The sequence below is a fragment of the Arthrobacter sp. Sr24 genome, from assembly GCF_054511175.1.
In genome coordinates this window covers 71703-94941 of record NZ_JBTNDB010000001.1, presented here as the reverse complement: position 1 = coordinate 94941, position 23239 = coordinate 71703, and the positions used below count along the sequence as shown (strand labels likewise).

At 60.5% G+C, this 23239-nt stretch carries 22 protein-coding genes; 10 read left to right on the top strand and 12 right to left on the bottom strand.

The features are described from left to right. Positions 1-302: 302 nt before the first annotated feature. Positions 303-1262 (top strand): hypothetical protein, encoded by a 960-nt coding sequence (locus ACX80D_RS00485; RefSeq protein WP_459320574.1) that lies wholly within the window; start codon positions 303-305, stop codon positions 1260-1262. 128 nt (positions 1263-1390) lie between these two features. On the opposite strand, the gene ACX80D_RS00480 is transcribed toward ACX80D_RS00485, so the two are convergent. Continuing rightward, entirely contained in the window at positions 1391-2185 is a 795-nt protein-coding gene (locus ACX80D_RS00480) for an IclR family transcriptional regulator (protein WP_459320573.1), read from the bottom strand. Positions 2186-2376: 191 nt separating this feature from the next. Here ACX80D_RS00480 and ACX80D_RS00475 point away from each other — a divergent pair, with 191 nt between their 5' ends. Continuing rightward, the gene (locus ACX80D_RS00475; protein WP_459320572.1) at positions 2377-3837 is read left to right on the top strand and encodes an amino acid permease; all 1461 of its coding nucleotides are present in this window, start codon (positions 2377-2379) and stop codon (positions 3835-3837) included. A 64-nt stretch (positions 3838-3901) separates the two neighbouring features. On the opposite strand, the gene ACX80D_RS00470 is transcribed toward ACX80D_RS00475, so the two are convergent. After that, positions 3902-4771 carry a spermidine synthase gene (locus ACX80D_RS00470; protein WP_459320571.1) on the bottom strand — a complete coding sequence of 290 codons (870 nt, stop codon included), beginning with the start codon at positions 4769-4771 and terminating at the stop codon, positions 3902-3904. A gap of 146 nt (positions 4772-4917) precedes the next feature. Then, positions 4918-5250 carry a thiamine-binding protein gene (locus ACX80D_RS00465; RefSeq protein ID WP_459320887.1) on the bottom strand — a complete coding sequence of 111 codons (333 nt, stop codon included), beginning with the start codon at positions 5248-5250 and terminating at the stop codon, positions 4918-4920. Positions 5251-5549: 299 nt separating this feature from the next. Between ACX80D_RS00465 and ACX80D_RS00460 the strand changes: the two genes are divergently transcribed. Further along, positions 5550-5858 (top strand): DUF5684 domain-containing protein, encoded by a 309-nt coding sequence (locus tag ACX80D_RS00460; RefSeq protein ID WP_459320570.1) that lies wholly within the window; start codon positions 5550-5552, stop codon positions 5856-5858. On the opposite strand, the gene ACX80D_RS00455 is transcribed toward ACX80D_RS00460, so the two are convergent. The 4 genes from ACX80D_RS00455 to ACX80D_RS00440 all read right to left on the bottom strand — a co-directional run bounded on the left by ACX80D_RS00455 (position 5841) and on the right by ACX80D_RS00440 (position 9843). Then, positions 5841-6152, bottom strand: a complete 312-nt coding sequence (locus ACX80D_RS00455) for an AzlD domain-containing protein (RefSeq protein ID WP_459320569.1) — start codon at positions 6150-6152, stop codon at positions 5841-5843. The genes ACX80D_RS00460 and ACX80D_RS00455 overlap by 18 nt on opposite strands. Further along, the gene (locus tag ACX80D_RS00450) at positions 6149-6952 is read right to left on the bottom strand and encodes an AzlC family ABC transporter permease (protein ID WP_459320568.1); all 804 of its coding nucleotides are present in this window, start codon (positions 6950-6952) and stop codon (positions 6149-6151) included. Before ACX80D_RS00450 ends, ACX80D_RS00455 begins: the two co-directional genes overlap by 4 nt. A 97-nt stretch (positions 6953-7049) precedes the next feature. After that, the gene (locus ACX80D_RS00445; RefSeq protein WP_459320567.1) at positions 7050-8909 is read right to left on the bottom strand and encodes a glycoside hydrolase family 15 protein; all 1860 of its coding nucleotides are present in this window, start codon (positions 8907-8909) and stop codon (positions 7050-7052) included. 79 nt (positions 8910-8988) lie between these two features. After that, positions 8989-9843: a glycerophosphodiester phosphodiesterase gene (locus ACX80D_RS00440; protein ID WP_459320566.1), complete on the bottom strand. Its 855-nt coding sequence runs from the start codon at positions 9841-9843 to the stop codon at positions 8989-8991. A gap of 22 nt (positions 9844-9865) precedes the next feature. Between ACX80D_RS00440 and ACX80D_RS00435 the strand changes: the two genes are divergently transcribed. Further along, on the top strand, positions 9866-11149 hold the full coding sequence (locus tag ACX80D_RS00435) for a DUF445 domain-containing protein (protein ID WP_459320565.1): 1284 nt from the start codon (positions 9866-9868) through the stop codon (positions 11147-11149). A 52-nt stretch (positions 11150-11201) separates the two neighbouring features. Here the strand turns inward: ACX80D_RS00435 and ACX80D_RS00430 are convergent, their stop codons facing one another. After that, positions 11202-12125, bottom strand: coding sequence for a hypothetical protein (locus ACX80D_RS00430; RefSeq protein WP_459320564.1), 924 nt, complete (start codon positions 12123-12125; stop codon positions 11202-11204). Between the two features lie 272 nt (positions 12126-12397). Further along, positions 12398-13039 carry an alpha/beta hydrolase gene (locus ACX80D_RS00425; RefSeq protein ID WP_459320563.1) on the bottom strand — a complete coding sequence of 214 codons (642 nt, stop codon included), beginning with the start codon at positions 13037-13039 and terminating at the stop codon, positions 12398-12400. 410 nt (positions 13040-13449) lie between these two features. Here ACX80D_RS00425 and ACX80D_RS00420 point away from each other — a divergent pair, with 410 nt between their 5' ends. From ACX80D_RS00420 to ACX80D_RS00395, 6 genes are all read left to right on the top strand, one after another. After that, entirely contained in the window at positions 13450-14238 is a 789-nt protein-coding gene (locus tag ACX80D_RS00420) for a DeoR/GlpR family DNA-binding transcription regulator (RefSeq protein ID WP_459320562.1), read from the top strand. Beyond that, positions 14235-15197, top strand: a complete 963-nt coding sequence (locus ACX80D_RS00415; protein ID WP_459320561.1) for a 1-phosphofructokinase family hexose kinase — start codon at positions 14235-14237, stop codon at positions 15195-15197. The genes ACX80D_RS00420 and ACX80D_RS00415 overlap by 4 nt, the downstream gene beginning before the upstream one ends. A 1-nt stretch (position 15198) precedes the next feature. Further along, positions 15199-17292: a PTS fructose transporter subunit IIABC gene (locus tag ACX80D_RS00410; RefSeq protein WP_459320560.1), complete on the top strand. Its 2094-nt coding sequence runs from the start codon at positions 15199-15201 to the stop codon at positions 17290-17292. 30 nt (positions 17293-17322) lie between these two features. Next, positions 17323-19035 (top strand): phosphoenolpyruvate--protein phosphotransferase, encoded by a 1713-nt coding sequence (ptsP, locus tag ACX80D_RS00405; protein ID WP_459320886.1) that lies wholly within the window; start codon positions 17323-17325, stop codon positions 19033-19035. A gap of 52 nt (positions 19036-19087) precedes the next feature. Beyond that, entirely contained in the window at positions 19088-19363 is a 276-nt protein-coding gene (locus ACX80D_RS00400) for an HPr family phosphocarrier protein (RefSeq protein ID WP_459320559.1), read from the top strand. Between the two features lie 189 nt (positions 19364-19552). Further along, the gene (locus tag ACX80D_RS00395) at positions 19553-21157 is read left to right on the top strand and encodes an MFS transporter (RefSeq protein WP_459320558.1); all 1605 of its coding nucleotides are present in this window, start codon (positions 19553-19555) and stop codon (positions 21155-21157) included. Between the two features lie 50 nt (positions 21158-21207). Here ACX80D_RS00395 and ACX80D_RS00390 read toward each other — a convergent pair whose 3' ends face one another. From ACX80D_RS00390 to ACX80D_RS00380, 3 genes are all read right to left on the bottom strand, one after another. After that, on the bottom strand, positions 21208-21969 hold the full coding sequence (locus ACX80D_RS00390) for an SDR family NAD(P)-dependent oxidoreductase (protein WP_459320557.1): 762 nt from the start codon (positions 21967-21969) through the stop codon (positions 21208-21210). After that, positions 21970-22314, bottom strand: coding sequence for a GNAT family N-acetyltransferase (locus ACX80D_RS00385; RefSeq protein WP_459320556.1), 345 nt, complete (start codon positions 22312-22314; stop codon positions 21970-21972). A gap of 77 nt (positions 22315-22391) precedes the next feature. Next, positions 22392-23225: a hydroxymethylpyrimidine/phosphomethylpyrimidine kinase gene (locus tag ACX80D_RS00380; protein ID WP_459320555.1), complete on the bottom strand. Its 834-nt coding sequence runs from the start codon at positions 23223-23225 to the stop codon at positions 22392-22394. Positions 23226-23239 lie beyond the last annotated feature (14 nt).

The following is a 23239-nucleotide window of genomic DNA, read 5'->3' as shown; positions in this document are numbered from 1 at the left end:
ATCCCCACTATTCCGCTAATCCGCGTGGAAATCAGCGAGAATACGCTCGGGGCATCCGGGATTACAGACATGCCTCCGCGGTTGATATTTCCATTCGCCACCGCTGCGGACACTCCCTGCGCGTCCGGGGGTAGTTGTTACCAAACGCGCACGGCCCACCGGGCGCATTTGGTAACAACTACCCCCGTTACTCCTACGCGGAAGACCCCACCGATTGGTCCACAGCCCAAGAAAGTGCGGACTTGTCCACATTTTGCAGTATTGGGCTGTTGCCCCGCGGACATGCATCAGAACCTTAACCGATGACTACCTTCCAGCTCCCACCATTTATCACTCCGTCAAACAAGTTCGCGGATGAATACTCGGCCCGCAGACTTGCCCGGCAGGCCGCCTCGGGAAAACTATTTCGAATTCGCCGCGGTCTCTACCTGCCAATGGAGGTGTGGAATTCCCTCCGCCCGTGGGAAAAATACAGGATGCGCATTCAAGCCGTGCACGAATCGGCTCAGAATGCGCCAGTTTTCGCACGAGAGTCCGCAGCTCAGATCATGGGCTTGCCAGTCATTGGAGTGCCAGAGGAAGTACAAACGGTCGTTTCTCCTGGACGAAGTGGCGGTCAAAGTAACCGCGGCGTGCGCCGCGTGAACGCCATAGTCGGAGATCCACCGCCGTGGGAAATGTTTGGCGTATTTCTCACACCACCACCGCAAACAGTGAGGGATCTTGCCCTCCGTCTTCCACTAACAGGTTCTTTGCCGGCAATGGATAAACTGCTCCAACGGATTCCATTGCCCGGATCACCCGGTGGTGCGCAACAGTTCTTCGGCAAGGACGACGTGCGAGCCGCCATAACATTGTTGCCGCATGCTATTCAACGCGGTCGCGTTGAGCGGGTCCTGGCAGTGGCAGATCCACTGTCTGAATCTGCCGGCGAATCCTTTAGCCGAGCCATCATGATTGAAAACGGCTTTAAGCTACCCGCACTTCAAATACCCATTTCTGACAGCCGCGGCTTTATTGGGCGACCAGATTTTGACTGGGAAGAGCAGAAAACACTCGGCGAATTCGATGGTTACGAAAAATACTCCGCCCAGAAATACTTGAAAGGTAGAACGCCAGCTCAAGTGGTGGTCGAGGAAAAATTGCGGGAAGACCGGCTCCGAGCAAAGGGCTACAACGTCATCCGCTGGATTTGGGCGGACCTGAGGAGCCCTCGCCGACTAGTTCAGTTGCTTCATGAAGCCGGAATACCGCAGCGATGAACCACTCCGCGGTAGATATTGCCATTCGCCCCCGCTGCGGACATCCCCAGCGCGTCCGGGGGTAGTTATTACCAAACGCGCACGGCCCACCGAGGGCGTTTGGTAATAACTACCCCCGGGCACGAAAGTCAGCCTTCCCGACGGCCGTAAATCCTCGTGGACAGTTCCCCGGCCACCTTGGCGACACGTTCGGCCAGCTTGAGCCGCTGCTCAACCGGCACCTTTTCTTCGAGGAAGGTAACAGCCACGGCGGCCACAGGCCAGCCGAGGTGATCGGTCACGGCAGCCGCAACAGAACCGAAGCCGTCGCTGACTTCCCCGCTCTCGGTGGAGTAGCCGCGTATGCGCACCTGATCCAAGTGCCCGGACAGGGTGGAGTACTTGATGATGGGGTTGGGCACCTCGGTCAGTGAAACAAACGCGGCAGCATTTGGGTAGAGCGCCCGGACCTGGGACTTGGGGAGGGCCGCCAAAATGGCGCGCCCACTGGCCGTAAGGTGACTGGGCAGCCGGACCCCAACGTCGGTCACCAGGGACGGCCTATTCTTGGCCCGCTCCTCCACGATGTAGAGAACATCTCGGCCGTGCAGAACAGCCAAGTGTGCGCTTTCGCCAATCTTGTCCACCAACGAGGCAAGCAGCGGCCGGCCCAACCGAGAGAGTGGCTCCTGCCGGGAATAGGCACTGCTGAGCTCAAAGGCCGCGACGCCGAGCCCGTAGCGTTGCTCTTCATGCAGATGCATGACGAAGCCGCTTTGCTCCATGACGCCGAGCAGGTGGTAGACGCTGGAGCGTGGCAGCTCCAACGTGGTTGCGATGGTGGAGGCTGCCAAGGGTCCGCGCTTGGATGAAAGCAGCTTCAGAATGCGCAAAGTGTTCTCTGCGGCCGGCACCTTGGAGGGTTTGCGGTCGGTAGTTGTCATGGTCCCCTCATCATTGGCTCAAATCGCCATAGCTCTTTGCACAATATAGAATATTGGCGTCTGAAATCCCAGATTCTCGGGATTAATCGGGCGTTTCCCATCTAAAATTCGGCAAATTGGTGACCATCGCCACCCCTTTTGCTTCAACAGTGTCGTAGCCCACTTACTGAGCTGCGTGAGAAAGCCCACTCATGAACTCCAAAGGATCCGTCCTCAGCCGCGGCCTGAACACACGCCACATCCGTTTCATGGCACTGGGCTCAGCAATCGGCACCGGCTTGTTCTACGGCTCCTCCAGCGCCATCCAAAAGGCAGGCCCCGCAGTTTTGCTGGCCTACATCATTGCTGGCGCAGCCGTGTTCATGGTGATGCGCGCTTTGGGTGAACTCGCCGTTCGGCACCCGGTCTCCGGCTCCTTTGGCCAATACGCCAGCCGCTATCTTGGCCCACTTGCCGGATTCATTACTGGCTGGACTTACGTTTTCGAAATGGCCATCGTGGCCATCGCCGATGTGACGGCCTTCAGTATCTATATGGGCTTCTGGTTCCAGGACGTGCCGCGCTGGATCTGGGTTCTGGCCATCATTTTCTTCCTCGCCGCAATCAACCTGCTCAGCGTCAAGGTGTTCGGTGAGCTGGAGTTCTGGTTCTCCCTCATTAAGGTTTCCGCCATCATCGCCATGATCGCAGGAGGTGCGGCCATCATTGTCTTCGGATTCCAGATGGAAGGATCGCAGGCCGTTTCCGGTTTGGGCAATCTGGTCAACAATGACGGCTTCATGCCCAACGGCTGGGTGGGGCTGTTGGCCGCGTTCGCCGTCGTCATGTTTGCGTTCGGCGGCATTGAAACAATCGGGGTGACAGCCGGCGAAGCCAAGGAACCTGCCAAGTCCATCCCGGCAGCAGTAAACACCGTTCCGGTCCGCATCCTACTGTTCTACGTACTGACCTTGGGTGTGCTGATGAGCTTGGTCCCTTGGAGCGACATCACCGGCGAGACCAGCCCGTTCGTGCAGATTTTCGATTCCCTCGGCATCCCGCTGGCCGCACACATCCTCAACGCCGTGGTCATCACCGCGGCACTCTCGGCCATCAACTCCGATATTTTCGGTGCCGGCCGCGTCCTCTTCGGCCTTTCTCAACAAGGTCACGCACCCGCCGCCTTTGGCCGCATCTCCAAGTGGGGAGTGCCATGGATGACCGTGATGCTCATGACCGCCGTGCTGTTGGTGGGCGTGGTTTTGAACGCGACCATTCCCGAGGACGTCTTCTTGCTCATCGCCTCGATCGCCACTTTCGCCACGGTGTGGGTGTGGATCATGATTCTGGCATCACACGTGGCCATGAAGCGCGAGATCGCCCGCAACACACTGGCGCCCTCGGCATTCCCGGTCCCACTCTGGCCGCTCGCGTCGATCCTGACGGCTCTCTTCATGGCGGGCGTGATCGTGCTCCTGGGCGTTTACGCCGACACCCGCGTTGCACTCTATGTTGGCGCCATCTGGTTGGCCCTGTTGACGCTCGCCTTCAAACTCTGGGTACGCGGCAAGGGCAGAGAGCGGGCCGTCCTCGTTGACGAGAGCCCTTCCTCGGCAGGTTCTACCGGAACTCCAGAAAAGAGAAGTACGACGCCGGTCCCCACCTCCCGCTGAACGGCTCGCCGACGCGGCTCGCCGACGCGGCTCCCGCAGCCCGCGGACCGGGCATGCCCCCGCCCTACAAGACGTCGTCTCTCAGCAGAACGGAACTGCGGCCAAATTGGCGAACCTTGGCATCATCCCAGAGTTGTGCGGGCATGGCTCCGCCGAGTAAGTTGCGCGGCAAGCCAGCACCGTCGCCCAGCGGAGCATCGCTACCGGCGATGATGATGTTCCCGGAACGGCGACCCTTGAGCATGGGCGGATCAGCAATGATGACCGTGTGCTCGAAGGCTGCCGCAATGGTGGCCGCTTCCCGCCTTGCAGTAGTCAACGACGGCGCGTCACCGCAGTTCACCACATATACGCCACCGGGAATAAGCACCCTGCGGGCAGTTTCCGTGAACTCGGCAGTGGTCAGAGCATGCGGAGTCTTGGAGCCGGCAAAGACGTCACGAATAATCAGGTCTCGGCTGTCTTCTGTCAAAGATTCAGTCACCTCACGGGCTTCACCCACACGAATTTTCAGCAACGGTGCTCGAGGCAGATCGAACCAATCGCGAACATAGTTAGCCAACGCCCCGTCAATTTCCACCACGACATTGCGGGAGTTAGGGTAGGCCGCCACAAGATAGCGCGGCATGGCGCAGGCGGCGCCGCCAAGACTCAGCGTGCGCAGCTTCTCACTGGCCGGCCATCTATCCTGAACCAGCGCCATGATCCAGCGCATGTATTCAAAGTCCAGACGCAAAGGGTCTGCCAGATCCACGTGGGAGCTTTGGACGCCATTGAGCATGAGCAACCAGCCGTTGGGGTTGTCCCCGTCAGGGATCAGCTCTGCTGTGCCGGTATCCGTCTGAAACGATCCTGCCACAGGACCTTTCGGCGCCCCCTTGACTGGCAGCTCGGGTTCTTCAGCACCATTTTTGGGTACTCGCTTGCGCCCCATCAGCGCCTCTCAGCGGGTGGGCAAGGCATGGCACGGGGCAAAATAGTCACCCTGCCAGCGTAGTCGCAGTCAAGGCTGCGCACTCCCGGCCTCAGTCATGATTTACCCGCCGTATCGTTCATTTTCTTCTTCACGCACGACGCCGGTCACTCGCCCAGAGTGTCCAGCGCACCTTCCAGCCGGTCCACTTTGCCGGTGAGTTCGCCGGTATGACCCGGCCGAATATCGGCTTTGAGTACCAAAGAGACCCGTGAACCGTAGCGGCCCACGGCCTCGGTTGCCCGTTTCACCACGTCCATCACCTCGTCCCACTCCCCCTCAATTTCGGTGAACATGGAGCTGGTGCGGTTGGGGAGCCCTGACTCACGGACCACCTTGACCGCAGCCGCTACGGCTGTGTGAACGGAAGCGTCGTCGCCCGTTCCTGCCGGAGCATCGGTTGGCGCGCCGCTGGGCGCTACTGAAAATGCCACAATCATGAAAATCCCCGTTGCAGTAGAAGTTGCCGTGATGTTGGAATACTTAGCTTCCATTATGGGTAGTTCACCCCATGGGGCCATTATCTCGTTGCGTATAAAGTTACCGACATGCTCGCCTCACTTTTTCGCGCCCTTCCGCTGGCCCCTGCCCGGACCACTACAGCTCCGCCGATGCCGCGGGTCTGATCGTGCTCATCATCGGCATCTAACTGCTCATTTTTGCACTCGCCTGGCTGGTCAATGGAGTCATCTGGGCAGGCGCCTTTGCCAAGGCAGGGCATGCGAAGTGGATAGCTTTTGTGCCGTTCTACAACACCTGGATCATAGTGAAGATGGTGGGCCGCCCTGAGTCGCACTTCTGGTTCTTGTTCATCCCTTACATCAACATCTACATGATGATCGTCATCATGAACGACATGTCCAAGTCGTTCGGCAAGGAAACCGGCTTCACTGTTGGTTTGATCTTCTTACCCGTAGTTTTTGCCGCCATTCTCTCTTACGGCGATGCCCAGTACCGCGGCCCGTCCTACCTGAGCCCGGCGCAGAAGCAGTACGGTCAGCCGCAGGTTCCCCAGCAGAACCCTTACGGTTCAGGGCCAGCCCAGTAGTCGAAGTCCCGCGGCTGCAGCGGCGCCAGCCAAGACCACTACTAAAAATGGTGCCTTGAGCCAGAGCGCCACTGCCGCCGCGAGCAGCGCGCCAACACGGGCGTCGAGCACCACAGAGGTACCAGTTGCGGCAGCGTTAACCACGGTGAGTGAGGCGAGTAGACCAATGGTCAGCGTCCCTGCAACGTGCGACATTCTGGGATTGTCCAGCACTTTTGCCGGCACCAAATAACCCAGCAGTTTGGTGGCGTAAGCCAATACGGCAGCAACCAACAGCCATAACCAGAGGCTCATAGCTCTATCTCCTTGTGGCTCTCTTTGTTCCCACTGTTGGGCCCACGTAGGCCAGATTCGCGCACAGGCAAGGTCCCGGCGTCGTGCTTATAGGGGTCAAGATCAGGCTCCATACCGTCGCCGTCATGGCCTTTATCCACTGCGGGGCGGAACCAGCCAATGAGCCCGGCAACCACGGCAGCTACCAGAATGGGCACTCCTGCCGGCACCAGGGGAACCGCCAACAGGGTCACCAACGCGCACACAACGGCAATGGCAGCCGGTTGGAATGACTTGATGCGAGGCCACAATAGGCCCAAGAACGCAGCCACGGCGGCACCGTCGAGCCCCCACTGTTTGGGATCGCCCAGCGCCGCCCCCACCAGAGCCCCCACACACGTCATAATGTTCCACAGCAGGAAAATACCCAAGCCTGCCACCCAGAATCCGCGCTTCTGCTCCGCAGGATCACTCTGCCCGGTGGCCGTCGCGGTGGATTCATCAATGGTGACGTGGGCGGCAGCAAAACGCCGCCAACCGGTGGGCCGCAAGAGCGCATTGATCTGCATACCGTAAACACCGTTGCGGATACCTAGCAAAGCCGAGGCACTCATCGCCGCGACGGCCGAACCGCCACCGGCCACGACACCAATGAAAGCAAATTGCGAGCCACCGCTAAAGAGCAGCAGGCTCAGCGTCATGGTCTGCCAAAACGACAGCCCGGCGGCCACGGACAGAGCGCCGAAGGAGATCCCGTACAGTCCCGTGGCGATCGAGATGGATGCACCAATCTTGGCTGCCGGTGACTCGCTAAGCTTCATGCCCTCATAGTTTCACGCCACGAACCCTTGACTCATCTTGGTCCGGATGGCAAGAACGCTGACCGCGCCCGGAAGCTCTTGGCCCTGAAGGCGCAGATCATGAGGGCGCAAATCCTGAAGGCACCACAATAGGCATGGCGTGGGTGTTGATTGGCTCATCGGACAGGCTCAGGTGCTCGGTGCCATGGAGGGCATCTGCCGCACGGACCAGAGCTAGGTGTGAGAAAGCCTGCGGGAAGTTCCCGGCCATGCGGCCCTGCTCCGTGTCGTACTCTTCGCTGAGCAGGCCCACGTCATTAGCCAGACCAACCAAGGTGTCCATCAATTTCACGGCGTCCTTGCGGCGGCCCGTGTGCGCGTATTGTTCCACCAGCCAGAAGGAGCAGGCTAGGAATGGGTGCTCGCCGGGGGCAAGCCCGTCCAGCCCCGTTTCTGTTCGGTAGCGCAGAATCAAACCATGATCATCCACTAGCTCCGCTTCCAGCGCATCCACTGTGCCCAGCATTTCCGGGGAGCTATAGCCCACGAACCCTACCTGTGGCAGGACCAGCAATGAAGCGTCCGTGGCTGTGCCGCCATAAGTTTGGGTGAACGTGTTGAGCTCCTTGTTGAAGCCAAACTCCATAATTTCAGCATGCAGTTGATTGCGCAGTTCCTCCCAGCGCTCAACAGGACCGGACAGGCCGTGGTTGCGCACGGCCCGCACGCCGCAATCAAAGGCTGACCACATCATGACGCGCGAATGTGTGAAGTGCAGCTGGTCTCCGCGCATTTCCCAGATGCCATGGTCCTTGGCGTTGAGGTGCTTCTCCACAAATCCCAGCATCGCTTGCTGCAAGGGCCATGAGAAGTGATCCTCATGCCCGCCGGCCAGCCGCAGTTTCTCCAGCGCCACCAGCACCTCGCCCACAACGTCAGCCTGGTACTGCCCCACGGCGCCGTTGCCAATCCGCACCGGCAACGCACCCTCGTAACCGGGCAGATGGTCCAATTCGCCCTCAGTGAGATTTCGTTCGCCGCTGAGTCCGTACATGATCTGCAGATCATCCGGGTCCCCGGCCACGGCCCGCAGCAGCCAATCCCGCCACCTCAAAGCTTCTTCGGCATAGCCGTGAGTGAGCATGGCCTCGAGTGTCAGCGCCGCATCGCGGAGCCAGCAAAACCTGTAATCCCAGTTCCGTGCGCCACCAAAATCTTCCGGCAACGAGGTGGTGGGCGCCGCGACAATCCCGCCCGTATCCTCATGTGTCAGCGCCCGCAAGACCAGCAGCGACCGCTCCACAATGGCCGCATATTTCCCATCTTGGTTGTAGCGCGCGGCCCACTTATCCCAGTAATTTACCGTCTCGGCCAGCGCCCGGTCCGTTTCAATGGGCGTCGGAACGGGGCGGTGCGAAGGGTACCAAATCAGTTCCTGCTCCACCCGCTCCCCTGCAGCGATTAAGAAAGTTCCACTGTGCTGATGGTCGACGGCGTGAGGTAGCTCATCACCGCGCAGCACCAGTGCATCTGGTCCGGCAACGGCCACGATGGCTTCACTGCCATCGCCCTCGTCCACACGCCGAACCCACGGCAAGACTTTTCCATAGCCTGGCCGAACAGTGAGTTTCTGCCCAATTTCCACACTGCCACTCACCCCTTCAATCCGGCGGACAATGGAGGCCCTGCGGTCACCCACCGGCATGAAATCGGTGATCCGGACGGTGCCTTCAGGGGTTTCCCATAGCGTTTCCAACACGAAAGTGCTCCCGCGGTAGGAGCGTTTGTTCACAACAGCCTCCGGATGCGTGGGCGCAATGAGCCAACGGCCGTGGTCGCTTGTACCCAGCAGCGCGGTAAAGACCGCCGGTGAGTCAAAGCGGGGGAAACACAGCCAGTCGATACTCCCATCACGGCCCACCAGAGCTCCGGTGTGCAGATCGGACAACAGTGCATAATCTTCAATTCGCGATGCCATACTTCCATGCAATCACACCGCGTCAAGGTCTGCCGAGTCAGCCGAGCCCAGCGCACCTGGCGCGGGATCCGTTCAAGGACTAACTCAGCAGCTCCCGAATTTCCCGCGGCCTATTGCTGGTGACCTGCTCAACCCCGGTTTCGAGGCATATGGCCAGATCCTCCGCCGTATCCACTGTCCAGACACGCAGCACCCGCCCGGCGGCAACCCAGCGCGCGGCGTTGCCCGGGTGAACACGCAGGTACTCGACGCCGGGTCCGGCGAGGTGGGCTACGCCGTCGTCAATTAACCTTTCCCCTTCAGCCATAGCCCGGCGCATCAAAAATGCCGCTGTGTGCCCGGTAATAGCACCAACGGCCATTTCTTCACGAACCCCTGCCACCTGCACGAGTTCGAGCAGCTGGCAAAGGTGCGCGGCGGGGATCTGCGCGGCGAGGTGCTTTACGGCGTCGGGGTGGAAGCTCATGAAGGAAATTTGAATGTTCCCAGCGGTGGATTTTTCAGGTGTCCACCCGAAGCTGCGCAGGGTTTTGAGGGCGGCATCGACCAGCTGTGGTTTAAACGTGGCCCCGTATTTGAACTCCAGAGCCAAGCCAATGGGACGCCCTGCCGTAGCCAGCAGCTCCAACAGTTCAGGCAAGGTCAGCAACTGGGTAGCAATAGTGCCGTGGTGGGCCGGAATGATGGAGCCGTGCCAGCTGCTGAAATCGAGGGCTCGCAATTGAGCCAAGGTCAACTCAGCCACCGCCCCTGTTCCGCTGGAGGTCCGCGCCACATCTTCGTCATGGAGCAGGACAAGCTCCCCGTCGGCAGTGAGATGGAGATCGCATTCAACCCCGTCGGCACCGTCAGAAATAGCTTGCAAATACGCGGCGCGAGTATGTTCGGCGAAGGCGGCGCTGGAACCGCGGTGCGCGTAGATCTGAACTGTCATGGCTCCACGCTACGCTTACTCCATGGCGCAAACACTAAGGCTCGAGCAGTCAGTTCCACCTCCGCAACCGGACGTACAGAAGGCCGCAGCGCTTAAACGTATGAAGAATATTGCGCTGGGACTGCTGCTGTTCATGGCTGTGGTGTTCTGTTTCGCCTTTGCCCTGCAGCCCCGCTTTCCCTGGTTGGCCTATGTCCGGGCCGCTGCCGAAGGCGGCATGGTGGGTGCGCTGGCCGACTGGTTTGCCGTAACTGCATTGTTCAAATACCCCATGGGGATCAAGATTCCGCACACCGCCATCATTCCCAACCGCAAGGATGAGATTGGCGCTTCCCTCGCTGACTTTGTGGAAACCAACTTCCTTTCCGAAGAGGTAGTCTCAGCAAAACTGGCCTCCACACAGATCGCCCAGAAGGTGGGCACCTGGCTATCCAAACCGGCTAGTGCCGAACGTGTGACTACCGAGGGCGCTGCCGCCCTTCGCGGGGCCATCTCGGTTCTGAAGGACGAGGACATCCAAGACGTCATCGAAGCCATGGTTCGCAAACATGTATTGGAGCCACCGTGGGGACCGCCCGTGGGCAAGCTCGCCGAGCGAATCTTTGCCGACGGCCACCATCATTCGCTCGTGGACCTGCTCGTTGACCGGTCCACCACCTGGATCCAGGCCAACCACAGCACCATTTCAGGCCTGGTGACCGACCGCTCCCCCAGTTGGGTTCCCGTCTTCGTTGACGGCCTGGTGGGGGACAAGATCCACGCGGAAATCTACAAATTTGCCCGCGCAGTCCAGGACAATCCGCACCACGAGGTCCGCCAGCAGCTCGACAATTATTTGAAGGACCTCGCCCAAGAGCTCCAGCATGATCCGGCCATGATCGCCAAGGCCGAAGGCATCAAAGCCCAGGTTCTGGGAGATCCCGAAGTTCGCGAATTGGCTGGCCGCACCTGGGAAACCATCAAGACTGCGCTAACCGATGCCGTGGATGACCCTCAATCAGAGCTGCGTTTGAAGGTCACCTCGGCCGTGCACGATTTCGGGGGCCGGTTGGTCTCGGACATGGAGCTAGCAGGCAAGGTCAACAAGTGGATTGCCGACGCCGCCGCCTACCTCGTAGGCACGTACAAACACGAGATCACCTCACTGATCACCGAGACCGTTGGACGGTGGGACGCTGTTGAGACCAGCGAGAAGATCGAACTTCAGGTGGGCAAGGATCTGCAATTCATCCGCATCAACGGCACCGTTGTCGGTTCCCTGGCAGGTCTGGCCATCTTCGCTGTGGCCACACTGGTGTTCGGGTAGGTCGCTCGGCTAGCTGGTGTTCGGCTAGCGGGCTCGCCTAGCTGGTGTTGGGCTAGCGGAGCCCCTTTGGCAGTTTGGGAGCCTTCGGTATCTTGGGTGCCTTCGGTATCTTGCCGGGCTTGAGCTGCTTGGGTTCCCTAGGCGGTTGGGGCGGCTTCGGGAGCTTGGTAGTGGATTCAAGTTCAGCAAGCAATTCCTGCGGAATCATCATGGGCGCCGGGCCGAAGGCACGGTTGGCCGAGGCTATGACGGCCTTGCCCATCATGTAGTTGCCCACTCCACCCACAGCCGCACCAATGCCAAACGGTAGCGCCTTGCCAATTACGGAGGCGCCGCCCCGGACGGCCATTTTCTTCAGGAATCGCTTCTGCATGGGTGCCAGAATGCCTCTGATCGCGGTGAGCGGAACGTTCTTGCTGACATTTTTGCCCCATGCCTGCATGGGGTTTTTGCCAGTTCCGAGGGCGTGCCCGGTCAAACCTTGCAGCATGACTTGGCCTTCTTCGCCCAAAATAATGGCCATGACCGTGACCTGAGCCGCCTCGGGATCCTGTAGACGCACGCCATGAAGTTCGGCGATCGACTGCGCGTACAACGCCGTGGCTTCCAAAAACACCACGGTGGCTGCGGCGGAAATGGACAAAGCCGCCACGGTGCCGATGCCGGGGATGATAGCGGTGGCCCCGATGGCTGCACCGCCGGTACCCATGCCGGAGAGGAAGTCCCGCTCCAGACGCTGACTCAGCTCGAAAGCAGTCGCGTGCGGATAGCGTTTGCGTAGCCGGCGAAGATTGGCCAATACCAGCGGTCGTTGCACTTCCACGGCTTTGAGCAGCATGCCATGTACCGCCGGTCGCGGGTTACCGTTGCTATCAAATGCCGCCCCCGCCGCTATTTTCACGGCGGGATTCGCAGATCCAGCCTGCTTTGCGAAGCCGGGGCCCGTCCCCATTTTGTCGAGATCTTTTCTTGCCATGTTTTCCCCTCACCGTTGGTGGCTCGCTAGTAGCTTCCAGAGTAGACCTCAAGGGTAACCGGCAATCCATACAGCACCCCGCGATTCACTCTGGGAAAAACCCGTGCACCGTGCGGAGTCAGCCTGCGAGCGCTACAGGAGTGCCGGCGAGGCGTAGCGCCGGCACTCCTCGCCTCGCGCAGGGTGAAGGCTTTGCGCCCATGATGGGTGATGGCTCCGCCCGGACCAATGGCGTACTCAGAACCGTCTGCCTGCCCGGCCATGTTGTTCTCTTAACTGCTCGGTGTGAAGGAGCCCGGTACTTTCGCCGTCAAGAATGAGGACACATCGGCTAGTTCGTCCGCGCGCATGGCGTGGCCCATGCCCTCGTAGCGAGCCTGCTGCAGATCAGTGTTGGCAGCCAACCATTGGGCGGTGAAATCAGTAGCGTCGGAGTTGATCACGAGATCGGCTATATCTCGGCCCCAGAAAAACGGCAGCTTACGTTCCAGTGGCTCCATGGTGGCGAGCAGTTCATTGTCCAGCGCAAACCCTGACAGTCCCACGACTACCGTGAACATGTCCGGGCGCAGTCTCATCAAGGTGGTTGCCATGGCCATGCCCTGCGAAAAACCCAGCACGGAGACGGAGCTGAACTTGTGCCGGGCCATCTCGGTATCCAGCCACCCGAGGACTTTCGTGGCGGCACCCACCACCTCGGCAAAGTCATTGATCAGGAAATAGTCCAGCAAAAACCGGCCGTAATCCCCAGAGATATCCATAGGCGCCCGCGGCGCAGCACATACGATTCCCCGCGGCAGGTCCTTGAACACCTCACTCATGCGGGATTCGTCCGAACCGTACCCATGCAGCATCAACAGCAACGGTTTCCCTGCGCGTTCGGCTTCCGAGTGGGACCAGATCACAGTTTCCATGCGGTCAGACTACCCGCTTGCACAGGATCTACTGGCGTCTTCACACGGCTACCGCGTCCGTCGCCCTGACCAGGGTCCGGATCGATCCTCTCGTCGGTCTTCTGCATCGGGATCATTCCCAGGATTCCCCAAGATTCCCCGTTGATCCGTGAGGAATGGTCACTTTGGCCACTCTAAGCGACCATTCCTCACGGCTCACCGGGGCTGGGCGGCGGATAGGGGCGGCAAGCGCACCAAATCTCTAACAAACCCGCTCAGCAACCCCACGAATCTGTGTTCATGTGGGAATTACCTTGACATTCAAAGATAAACACAGATAAAGTCAACTGAAACAGCATCCTGTGACTCGAATCACGGGATCGGGTTAGCCATCGCAACACGGTGGCAGCCCACCACCGGAAGGAAATGACATGTTTGCGGAGGAACGGCAGAGCAGGATCGCCGAACTCGTCAGGGCCCAAGGCAGGGTGGGCGTCAATGACTTGGCAGAACTGTTTTCCATTACCCAAGAGACGGTTCGTCGCGATCTAGCTGCCCTCGAGGAAGTGGGAATGCTGCGCCGCGTGCATGGCGGCGCGGTGAGCGTGGACCGTTTGACTCGTTCAGAGCTCAGCTTGAGCGAACGCCAGAGCCAGCACTTGGAAGAGAAGCTGCGCATTGCCACGGCGGCACTGGCCCTGATCCCCCAAGCACCATCGGCCTCGATCTTGCTGGATGCGGGCACTACCACCGCGGCGCTGGCAGAGCGCTTGGCCAGATGGACCCCTGCCAACCCTGGCGATGAACTGCTCGTCATCACCAATTCACTGCCCATGGCCGGGACGCTGAGCACCAACACTCATCTCCTTCTAGACATCGTCGGCGGCCGCGTCCGGGCCCTGACCAGCGCCGTCGTCGGAGCTCGAGCCACAGAACAGCTCGGCGCACTGCGCCCCGACATCGCCTTCATCGGCACCAACGGCATCCACGCCAGCTTTGGCTTGAGCACTCCAGATCCTGTCGAAGCAGCCACAAAAACAGCAATGGTGAAAGCGGCCCGGCAGGTTGTGGCATTGGCTGACGCTTCCAAACTCGGCACCGAAACACTTGTCCGCTTCGCAACCCTCGAGGAGATCGATATTTTAGTGACCACCACAACGCCCTCCGGGGAGCTTGCCGCCGCCTTGGCCGCAGCCGACGTCCAGGTCGTGATCGCATGATCCTCACTCTGACTCCCAACCCCAGCCTGGACCGCACCATCGATCTGGGCGCTGCGTTACAGCGCGGCGAGGTACAGCGCGCAACGGCCACCTCAGCGCATCCCGGCGGCAAGGGCGTGAACATTGTCCGGGCCCTCTCCGCATCTGGAATCGAGGCTCTGGCGCTGTTGCCCGGGGATGCAAATGACGCCGTCGTCCTGGCCTTGGAAATCGAGCACATCCCGTACCTAGCCATGCCGATCGGGGCGCCCCTGCGCAGCAACGTTGCCATCACCGAGCCCGACGGCACCACCACCAAGGTCAACGAGCCCGGCCCTGTCCTCACCTCGACCCAGATCGACGAGCTCTTAGCACTCACCGTAGAGAAGTCCGACGGCGCGGGCTGGCTCGTGCTGGCCGGCTCACTTCCGCCGGGGGTACCGAGTGATTTCTATGCGCTGGTGATTGAGGCGGTCCGCGCTGCGCATGGTTCGCGGGCCCCGCGCATCGCCGTTGATTCCTCAGGCGCCCCCCTCAAGGAGTGCCTGCACGCGGCCCCTGATCTACTCAAGCCCAACGGCGAAGAATTGGCCGAGTTGACTGGTCTCTCCACCGGACCCGAACTGGAGGCAGATCCGGGCGCAGCCGCAGCCGCTTCCGCCACCCTGCTTAAGAACGGTGTTGGTGCCATTCTGGCAACGCTCGGTTCAAAGGGCGCAGTTTTGACTACCAGCCACGGAAGCTTCCATGGCCGCGGTCCCGCTATTAAGGCAAAAAGCACCGTCGGTGCGGGTGACTCCGCACTGTCCGGATATCTGTTGGCCACGCTTCGCGGGGACTCCCCTGAAGCATGCCTGCAGCAAGCAGTGGCGCATGGCGCGGCCGCAGCTTCCCTCCCAGGAACCATGGTTCCCTCCCTCGCACAAACAACCCCCGGAACCGTCACCGTGACGGTGCTGGCCTCAGCTGAAGAGAACTGACATGACAACCCTCATCAACGATGATCTGGTGCTTCTTGACGCCAATCTCGGCACCGACACCACCTCGGTCATCCGTAATTTGGCCGAGCTTATTGCTAAAACTGGCCGCGCCTCCGAGGTAGAAGGCCTATTCGCCGACGCCCTCGCCCGCGAACAAAAGACCGCAACCGGGGTCCCGGGCGGCATCGCCATCCCGCATTGCCGCTCCGAGGCTGTGCTGGAACCGACCCTCGCCATGGCACGCCTGACCCCGGCTGTTGACTTTGGTGCCAAGGACGGCCCAGCCGACATCATCTTCTTCATCGCAGCCCCCGCAGGCGCCGATAACGAACACCTCAAGCTGCTCTCCAAACTGGCGCGCTCCCTCATTAAGAAGGACTTCACCGCAGCTCTGCGCGCAGCAAAATCGCCTGCAGAAATCGTGGCCTTGGTCGAAGACGCACTGAAGGACAAGCCCAAACAGGCCGCTGCAACACCGGCTCCGGGCGCGCACGCCGCAGCCGGATCCAGCGACTCCAGCGCCGCCGCCGACCCCGACGCCGCCGCCGCCCACCGAGCACCCGCAACCCGCCAAAAGCGGATTGTTGCTGTGACGGCTTGCCCCACCGGCATTGCACACACCTACATGGCCGCCGATTCTCTGGTTCTAGCCGCCCAGGAAGCCGGCGTTGACCTGCAAGTGGAGACACAGGGTTCCGGAGCTGTTACTCCGCTGGATCCGGCCGTGATCGCCGCCGCAGACGCCGTGATCTTTGCTGTTGATGTGGATGTTCGCGGGAAAGAACGTTTTGCCGGCAAACCTCTCGTCAGCTCCCCTGTGAAGCGTGGAATCGACGAGCCCGCCAAAATGATCCAAGAAGCAATTGCCGCCTCCGACAACCCGAATGCCCACCGCGTGCCGCATTTCGGTGCCGAAGAGAATGCAGAGAACAGGGCTCAGGCCTCGGGCGAAAGCCTCGGCGCCAAAATCAAGAAGGTCCTGCTGACCGGCGTCAGCTACATGATTCCGTTCGTGGCTGGTGGCGGTTTGCTGATCGCACTCGGCTTCCTGCTGGGCGGTTTCCAAATTCCAGACTTCGCGGACCAAATACTCACCGGCAATAGCCTGGCGAACCTGCCCACCGAATACCCTGAGCAAGCGATGGGCCCCCTCGGGGCGTATTTGGGTGCCGTGGCCTTCAAAATTGGTGGCCTGTCCATGGCCTTCCTGGTCCCCGCCCTTGCCGGCTACATTGCCTTCGGCATAGCCGACAGGCCCGGCATTGCACCCGGTTTCACGGCCGGAGCTGTTGCCGTATTCATGGACGCCGGTTTCCTCGGCGGGCTGGTGGGCGGCATCCTGGCCGGTCTTGCCGCGTACTGGATCGGCAGTTGGAAGGTCCCGCGCTGGCTGCGCGGCCTCATGCCTGTGGTCATCATCCCGCTGCTGGGCTCCATCATCGCCTCCGGCGCCATGCTCTTGTTCCTCGGCGCACCCATTGCTTCGCTCACAGTGGCATTGAACAGTTGGCTGACAGGCATGACGGGTGCATCCGCCGTCGTGCTGGGTATCATTTTGGGCCTCATGATGTGCTTCGACCTGGGTGGTCCCGTCAACAAGGTGGCTTACTCGTTCGCAGTGGCCGGACTGGGCGCTGGCAGCATTGCGGCCCAGGCTCCGTGGGAAATCATGGCCACGGTTATGGCTGCAGGCATGGTTCCCCCACTGGCCATGGCGTTGGCCACCACCATCGACAAGAAGCGTTTCTCACTGGCGGAGCGTGAAAATGGCAAGGCCGCATGGTTGCTGGGCGCATCATTCATCTCTGAAGGTGCCATCCCGTTCGCCGCGGCCGATCCCCTTCGCGTCATCCCGGCCTCCATGCTGGGCGGCGCTGTCACTGGCGCCATGACCATGGCCTTCCACGTGACCTCGCAGGCCCCCCACGGCGGTTTCTTCGTCTTCTTCGCTATCGGTAACTTGGCCATGTTCGCCGTATCCATTGCGGTTGGCACCGTGGTAGCCGCGCTGGCAGTCGTGGCGCTGAAACGTTGGGCTGTTCGCAAGCCGGTTGATACCCTTGCAGCAACGCAGCCTGCCACCCAGGCCGCCTAGGACCTGCTCATGATTGTCGAAGGAGCTACTGTGCAGAACTTTGTTGGAGTCGGAGTCTTTCGCGGCCGAGTCATTGGCCCGGTCCGGCACATGCCGGCAGCCCTAACCGAGCCCCCCGCTGGTGAAAAGTTGGAGAGTTCGACGACGGCCGAGGCTGCCGCTGCATCCCTCAAGGCTGCCGGGGCACATGTGAAAGAACAGCTCCTTGAGCGTGCTGGTCGGGCTGAAGGAGCTGGCAAAGAGGTCCTTGAAGCCACAGCACTTATGGCTACAGATCCCATGCTGATCAAGGCCGCCATCAAGTTGGTCAAGACTGGCATCTCAGCTGAGCGGGCCATCTGGGAAGCCGGCGATTCGGTTGCGGCCATGCTCACCAACTTGGGCGGCTACATGGCCGAACGCTCCCACGATGTGTTGGATGTGCGTTCGCGTATTGTTGCTGTGTTGCGCGGTGTGCCTGCACCGGAAATCCCTGATTCCGCCGAACCGTTCATTCTGGTTGCCGAGGACCTCGCCCCTGCTGACACAGCCACCCTTGATCCAACAAAGGTCATTGCGCTGGTCACGGCAGGCGGCGGGCCGCAGTCCCACACCGCCATCATTGCTCGCAGCCTAGGGCTGCCAGCTGTTGTTGCCGCGGCTGGCGTGCTTGGAATTGCCGACGGAGCCGTGGTCTTTGTGGATGGCTCTGCCGGGACTGTGAGTACTGAACCGGCAGATACCGAACATGCTGCTGTCGCTGTATGGAAGGAAAAGGCCTCGCTATTGGACGTCTTTGACGGTGTGGGACAGCTGGCCGACGGTACGCTGATCCCCTTGCTGGCCAATGTTGGCGGAGCTAAAGATGCTCAGGAGGCTGCCGCAGCCAACGCCCAGGGGGTGGGTCTGCTGCGCACAGAGTTCTGCTTCCTAGGCAACAGCACCGAGCCAAGCCACGAGGATCAGGTGGCCGCCTACAAGGGTGTCTTCGAGGCTTTCCCGGGCAAGAAAGTTGTTGTACGCACGCTCGATGCTGGCGCTGATAAACCACTGCCATTCCTCACTGATACCACCGAGCCAAACCCTGCCCTGGGTGTGCGTGGTTACCGCACAGATTTGACCACCCCAGGTGTTCTGGCCCGCCAACTGGCTGCCATTGCCGATGCCGCTGGGTCGACTCAGGCCGAGGTTTGGGTCATGGCACCGATGATTTCAACCCCGGCCGAGGCCACTGACTTCGCCGCGCTGTGCACTGCAGCCGGACTGCGCGTTCCGGGGGTCATGGTGGAGGTCCCTTCAGCAGCCCTCACCTCCCGGCATATTCTGAACCACGTCGAATTTGCCAGCTTGGGCACCAATGACTTGACCCAATACGCCATGGCCGCCGACCGGCAACTGGGACCTCTGGCCGCTTTGAACGATCCGTGGCAGCCGGCCGTGCTGGCCCTCATCCAGGCAACTGTCGAAGGAGCTGTGGAGCAGGCTAAACACTCCGCATCGCTGGAGACTTCGGCACCCAAACCGGTTGGCGTGTGCGGGGAGTCGGCCGCGGACCCGGCTCTCGCCGTCGTCCTTGTAGGTCTTGGGGTCAGTTCCTTGTCCATGACGCCGCGAGCCCTGGCGGCCGTGGCGGCCGTGCTGCGCACCGTTTCGCTCGCGGAGGCTAAAGTCTTGGCGTACCGGGCTGTGGGGGCTTCCTCCGCTGCCGAGGCCCGTGAGCTGGTGAGGGCCGGGCTGCCAGCCCTCACCGAGCTGGGACTCTAAACGATTTTTATTAAGTATTTGCTTTATTCATTACCTGTTTGAGGAGAAAACCATGATTGAACGCACCGCCGCCATTGCCAGCACTGTTGGACTGCACGCCCGCCCGGCATCGATCTTTGCCGAGGCTGCCGGTGAGCTCGACGCCGAAGTGACCATTGCGCGCGTGAATGATTCCGTCGAGGACGCGGTGGACGCCGACAGTATGCTCGCGTTGATGAGCCTAGGCATAGAGTTCGGCGAAGTCGTTGTGCTGCGCACCGACGACGACTCCGCAGGCGCCGCCTTGGATTCTTTGGTGGCCATTCTTGAGACAAACCACGACGCTTAGCCCCCCAAGCCCTCCCAGTATTAGATACCCCGTCATTGCACCCTTTTGGGGTAGCAATGACGGGGTTTTTCATGCTTGACAGGACCCCGCCTAAGGGGCGAAAATGGCCCGTCTGCTAGAATTTTAGGTCTGCCCGTAGCGATGCAGCAGAAAGTCGCAAGCAAATGAACTCCTTGAGGGGATAAACAAATGCCCATAGACCGAAGCATGACTCAACCGGATTCAGGTGTTAAGGACACCGCAGATCACCGGCAAACGAAGCTCAAGAAGCCTCGTTTGCCCAAACTAAAAAAACGTAGACTCGGCGTAGACGATGTAAATGTTGTCGACGGCCCCATGCTCAAAAAGGCGTTGGGCGGCACCGTTGTTGGAAACACCATGGAATGGTACGACGTCGGGGTCTTCGGATACTTGATCGGCACCATGGGACCGGTCTTTCTGCCTGAGGCAGACCCTGACGTTCAAACTTTGTTCCTGCTAGGAACGTTCGCGGCCACCTTCGTGGCGCGCCCGCTTGGCGGGGTGTTCTTTGGCTGGCTCGGCGATAAGATCGGGCGCCAGAAGGTGCTCGCCGCGACCTTGATGGTCATGGCTGCTTCAACGTTTGCAGTTGGACTCCTGCCCGGGTACTCCCAGATCGGTATTTGGGCTGCGGCCCTGCTGGTGTTGCTCAAACTGGTGCAGGGTTTCTCTACCGGTGGCGAGTACGCCGGAGCCACCACTTTTGTGAGCGAATACGCTCCGGATAAGCGCCGTGGCTACTTTGCCAGCATCTTGGACTTGGGAAGTTACATGGGCTTCGCCATCGGTGCCGCGCTAGTCTCCGTACTCCAACTGACCCTTGGTCAAGAGGCCATGGAACAGTGGGGTTGGCGTATTCCATTCCTCATTGCAGGACCCTTGGGCCTGATCGCGATCTACTTCCGCATGAAGATCGAGGAGTCACCCCAGTTCCAAGCCACGCTGGATGCTAATGAAGAAGCATCGAAGTCAGCTGCAGCCAGCGACGAGGACACCTCAAACGGCCCAGTACATCTGGTGAAGGTCTACTGGCGCCAAGTGCTGCTTGCCATGATCCTTGTGGCAGCGGCCAACACCGCAGGCTACGCTCTCACCTCCTATATGCCGACGTATTTGACCGATTCCATGGGTTACGACGAGGTGCACGGAACCATACTCACCATCCCCATCTTGGTCGCCATGGCCGTGTGCATACCGCTGGCCGGACGGCTCTCCGATCGTATTGGCCGCCGTCCTGTGCTGTGGGTCGGCGCCATCAGCACCGTAGTCCTGGCCCTGCCAGCCTTCATGCTGATTGGCATGGGCCCGGTCTGGTCCACCATGCTTGGACTGGCATTGATCGCGTTCCCAGTGACGTTCTATGTGTCCAACCTGGCATCAGCTCTGCCTGCGTTGTTCCCCACGTCCAGCCGCTATGGCGGCATGGGAATCTCATATAACTTTGCTGTGGCGATCTTTGGCGGTACGGCACCGTTCATCATGAAGGCCCTGATCACCGCCACCGGTAACGAACTGATGCCCGCCTACTACCTGATGCTGACCTCAGCCATTGGTGTTGTGGGTATCTACTTCCTGCGTGAATCTGCACAGAAGCATCTGCCTGGTTCCATGCCAAGTGTGGCCACCGTGGAGGAAGCACGGGAACTGGTGAAGTCGCAGGACGAAAACCCGCTGTTGGACATGGATTACCTGCCCTTCGACGAATCCTATGAGCCGCCCACCCCCGGTGCCGGGATTCCCGTCACTGTGGGACGCCCGGATTCTGAGGCCTGAGCTCCGGTGTAGCTGAACCTACCCAAGGAGTTCACCGCCGACGATTTTTGTTAGCGCCCCCGGTTACCTGCTGCGGCGGACAAGCGGTCCGGGACCAGCTTGGCCAGCGCCATGAGGGTGGCGTAGCGCTTGGACGGGATTGACACCGATTTGCCTGCGGCGTTATCGGCCAGGCCTTCACGCACCACACGGTCAGCGTTGAGCCACATCCACGGCTTGACGCCGCCCATATCGGCGCCCATGCGCTGGTGGAATTCGGTGTGGACAAATCCGGGGCACACGGCGGTCACCTTTACGCCGCGAGGGCCGTAGCGCAGATTAGCGAAACGGCTAAAGCTCACGCCCCATGCTTTGGCCGCCCCGTAGGTGCCACGCGGAATGAACGCTGAGACGCTTGAGACGTTGATGATGCGTCCGGCACCGCGCTCCAGCATCCCTGGCAGGACGGCGTGGGTGAGTTCCATGGGGGTCTGGGCCAAGATGCGTAAGTGCGCGGCTTCCTCCGCAATGGTGTTTCTTTCAAACGCCTTCAGCAGACTGAACCCGGCGTTGTTAACCAGCACCGCGACTGGACGCGCCGGGTCCGCCAGCCGGGCACTGACGGAAGCTACGCCGTCGTCCGTTATGAGGTCAGCAGGCAGGATCTCAACGTCAATACCAAAGTCTGTGCGCAGGCGTACAGCCTTGGCCTCGAGCCGGGCCGCATCACGGGAGACCAGCACCAAATCATGCTGCGCGCGGCCAAGCTGCTGGGCGAACTCAGCACCCAGCCCGGACGTTGCGCCGGTGATCAGGGCTACGGGGCGGTCCATCTAGGCGCCCTCAGGAGAAGCAGGGAAATCGGTGTACTGCAAGTACGGTTCCGGGTTTTTGGCCAGGAACCGAGCCACGTAACTGCAGTGTGGGATGATGCGTTTGCCGGAGGCCACCACATCATCCAAGGCGTAGCGAGCTAAGACCTTGGCCAAACCCTTGCCCTCAAAACCGGGCTCACCTGCGGTATGGAGCAGATCAATATGGCCGGGCAGGTCCGCGAAGGTGATGGTCACGGCCAACTCCTCCGCTGAGAACAGCTCATAACGGTGCAGAGCGTCATTGCGGCTCATGCGCACGGTGGCGTCGAAAGGGTCAGATTCCAAGGCTTCGTTGACACTCATAAAGTGAGCTTGGCACACCGGGCAGGCCGTGGCAACAGTTGGCCGTTCCCCGGTTTCCATCTCCCCAAGAGCCCTACTTAGGAGCGCCCGCCACCCTGCCACAAAGCGGTGAACGGCGCACCCGAAGTCACACGGTTCTTGATGCCCTCGGTGACAAAAGCCTTGGCGGTCCGGGCCGCCTCGAGCGGGGTTGCACCCTTGGCAAGTTCGGCCGTCACGGCTGCGGCGAGTGAGCAGCCGGCACCTGAAACGGCTACGTCGCCAACCTTCGGCGCGGAGAGTACTTCCAGTGTTTCTCCATCAAAGAAAACATCGACGGCGTCATCGCCTTCCAGCCGCACCCCACCCTTAGCTAGTACCACTGCCCCGGAGAGTTCGTGGATCTTGCGGGCAGCATCCTTGAGGTCGTCAACAGTGTTGATTTTCAGGCCTGAGAGAGACTCGGCTTCGAAGTGGTTGGGGGTGACGAAAGTTGCCAGCGGCAGAATCTGGGCCTTCAGCGCCTGATCCGTGTCCAGTGCGTGGCCGGGCTCTTGGCCCTTGCAGATCAGCACCGGGTCCAGCACCACATTTTTGAACCCCGCAGCCTTGAGTCCGGTCTCCACGGTGGTGATCGTGGCGGGGCTGCCCATCATGCCAATCTTGACCGTATCCAGCGTGGTGGGTGCCCCAGAAGCGGCACCATAGGCCGCCGTCGTAGCTTCCAACTGATCAGCAATGACGTGCTGTTCCACCGGCACAAAACGGTGGTTCCAGTTGTCCTTGGGGTCAAAGGAAACAATGCATGTCAGGTTCACAATGCCAAAGACGCCCAGTTCCTGAAAAGTCTTCAGATCGGCTTGGGCGCCGGCACCGCCAGTCGCTTCGGAGCCGGCGATGGTCAGGGCAAGTGCGGGGGCATGGATAGTCATAGAACTATCTTGCC

What these genes read in the sequence shown, in the direction of transcription:
- ACX80D_RS00455 (WP_459320569.1), bottom strand. Translation starts at nt 6,152, where the DNA reads ATGAGCCTCTGGTTATGGCTGTTGGTTGCTGCCGTATTGGCTTACGCC.
- ACX80D_RS00380 (WP_459320555.1), bottom strand. Translation starts at nt 23,225, where the DNA reads ATGACTATCCATGCCCCCGCACTTGCCCTGACCATCGCCGGCTCCGAA.
- ACX80D_RS00435 (WP_459320565.1), top strand. Translation starts at nt 9,866, where the DNA reads ATGGCGCAAACACTAAGGCTCGAGCAGTCAGTTCCACCTCCGCAACCG.
- ACX80D_RS00465 (WP_459320887.1), bottom strand. Translation starts at nt 5,250, where the DNA reads ATGATTGTGGCATTTTCAGTAGCGCCCAGCGGCGCGCCAACCGATGCT.
- ACX80D_RS00390 (WP_459320557.1), bottom strand. Translation starts at nt 21,969, where the DNA reads ATGGACCGCCCCGTAGCCCTGATCACCGGCGCAACGTCCGGGCTGGGT.
- ACX80D_RS00400 (WP_459320559.1), top strand. Translation starts at nt 19,088, where the DNA reads ATGATTGAACGCACCGCCGCCATTGCCAGCACTGTTGGACTGCACGCC.
- ACX80D_RS00415 (WP_459320561.1), top strand. Translation starts at nt 14,235, where the DNA reads ATGATCCTCACTCTGACTCCCAACCCCAGCCTGGACCGCACCATCGAT.
- ACX80D_RS00480 (WP_459320573.1), bottom strand. Translation starts at nt 2,185, where the DNA reads ATGACAACTACCGACCGCAAACCCTCCAAGGTGCCGGCCGCAGAGAAC.
- ACX80D_RS00385 (WP_459320556.1), bottom strand. Translation starts at nt 22,314, where the DNA reads ATGAGTGTCAACGAAGCCTTGGAATCTGACCCTTTCGACGCCACCGTG.
- ACX80D_RS00485 (WP_459320574.1), top strand. Translation starts at nt 303, where the DNA reads ATGACTACCTTCCAGCTCCCACCATTTATCACTCCGTCAAACAAGTTC.
- ACX80D_RS00420 (WP_459320562.1), top strand. Translation starts at nt 13,450, where the DNA reads ATGTTTGCGGAGGAACGGCAGAGCAGGATCGCCGAACTCGTCAGGGCC.
- ACX80D_RS00395 (WP_459320558.1), top strand. Translation starts at nt 19,553, where the DNA reads ATGCCCATAGACCGAAGCATGACTCAACCGGATTCAGGTGTTAAGGAC.
- ACX80D_RS00445 (WP_459320567.1), bottom strand. Translation starts at nt 8,909, where the DNA reads ATGGCATCGCGAATTGAAGATTATGCACTGTTGTCCGATCTGCACACC.
- ACX80D_RS00410 (WP_459320560.1), top strand. Translation starts at nt 15,199, where the DNA reads ATGACAACCCTCATCAACGATGATCTGGTGCTTCTTGACGCCAATCTC.
- ACX80D_RS00440 (WP_459320566.1), bottom strand. Translation starts at nt 9,843, where the DNA reads ATGACAGTTCAGATCTACGCGCACCGCGGTTCCAGCGCCGCCTTCGCC.
- ACX80D_RS00470 (WP_459320571.1), bottom strand. Translation starts at nt 4,771, where the DNA reads ATGGGGCGCAAGCGAGTACCCAAAAATGGTGCTGAAGAACCCGAGCTG.
- ACX80D_RS00475 (WP_459320572.1), top strand. Translation starts at nt 2,377, where the DNA reads ATGAACTCCAAAGGATCCGTCCTCAGCCGCGGCCTGAACACACGCCAC.
- ACX80D_RS00430 (WP_459320564.1), bottom strand. Translation starts at nt 12,125, where the DNA reads ATGGCAAGAAAAGATCTCGACAAAATGGGGACGGGCCCCGGCTTCGCA.
- ACX80D_RS00425 (WP_459320563.1), bottom strand. Translation starts at nt 13,039, where the DNA reads ATGGAAACTGTGATCTGGTCCCACTCGGAAGCCGAACGCGCAGGGAAA.
- ACX80D_RS00450 (WP_459320568.1), bottom strand. Translation starts at nt 6,952, where the DNA reads ATGAAGCTTAGCGAGTCACCGGCAGCCAAGATTGGTGCATCCATCTCG.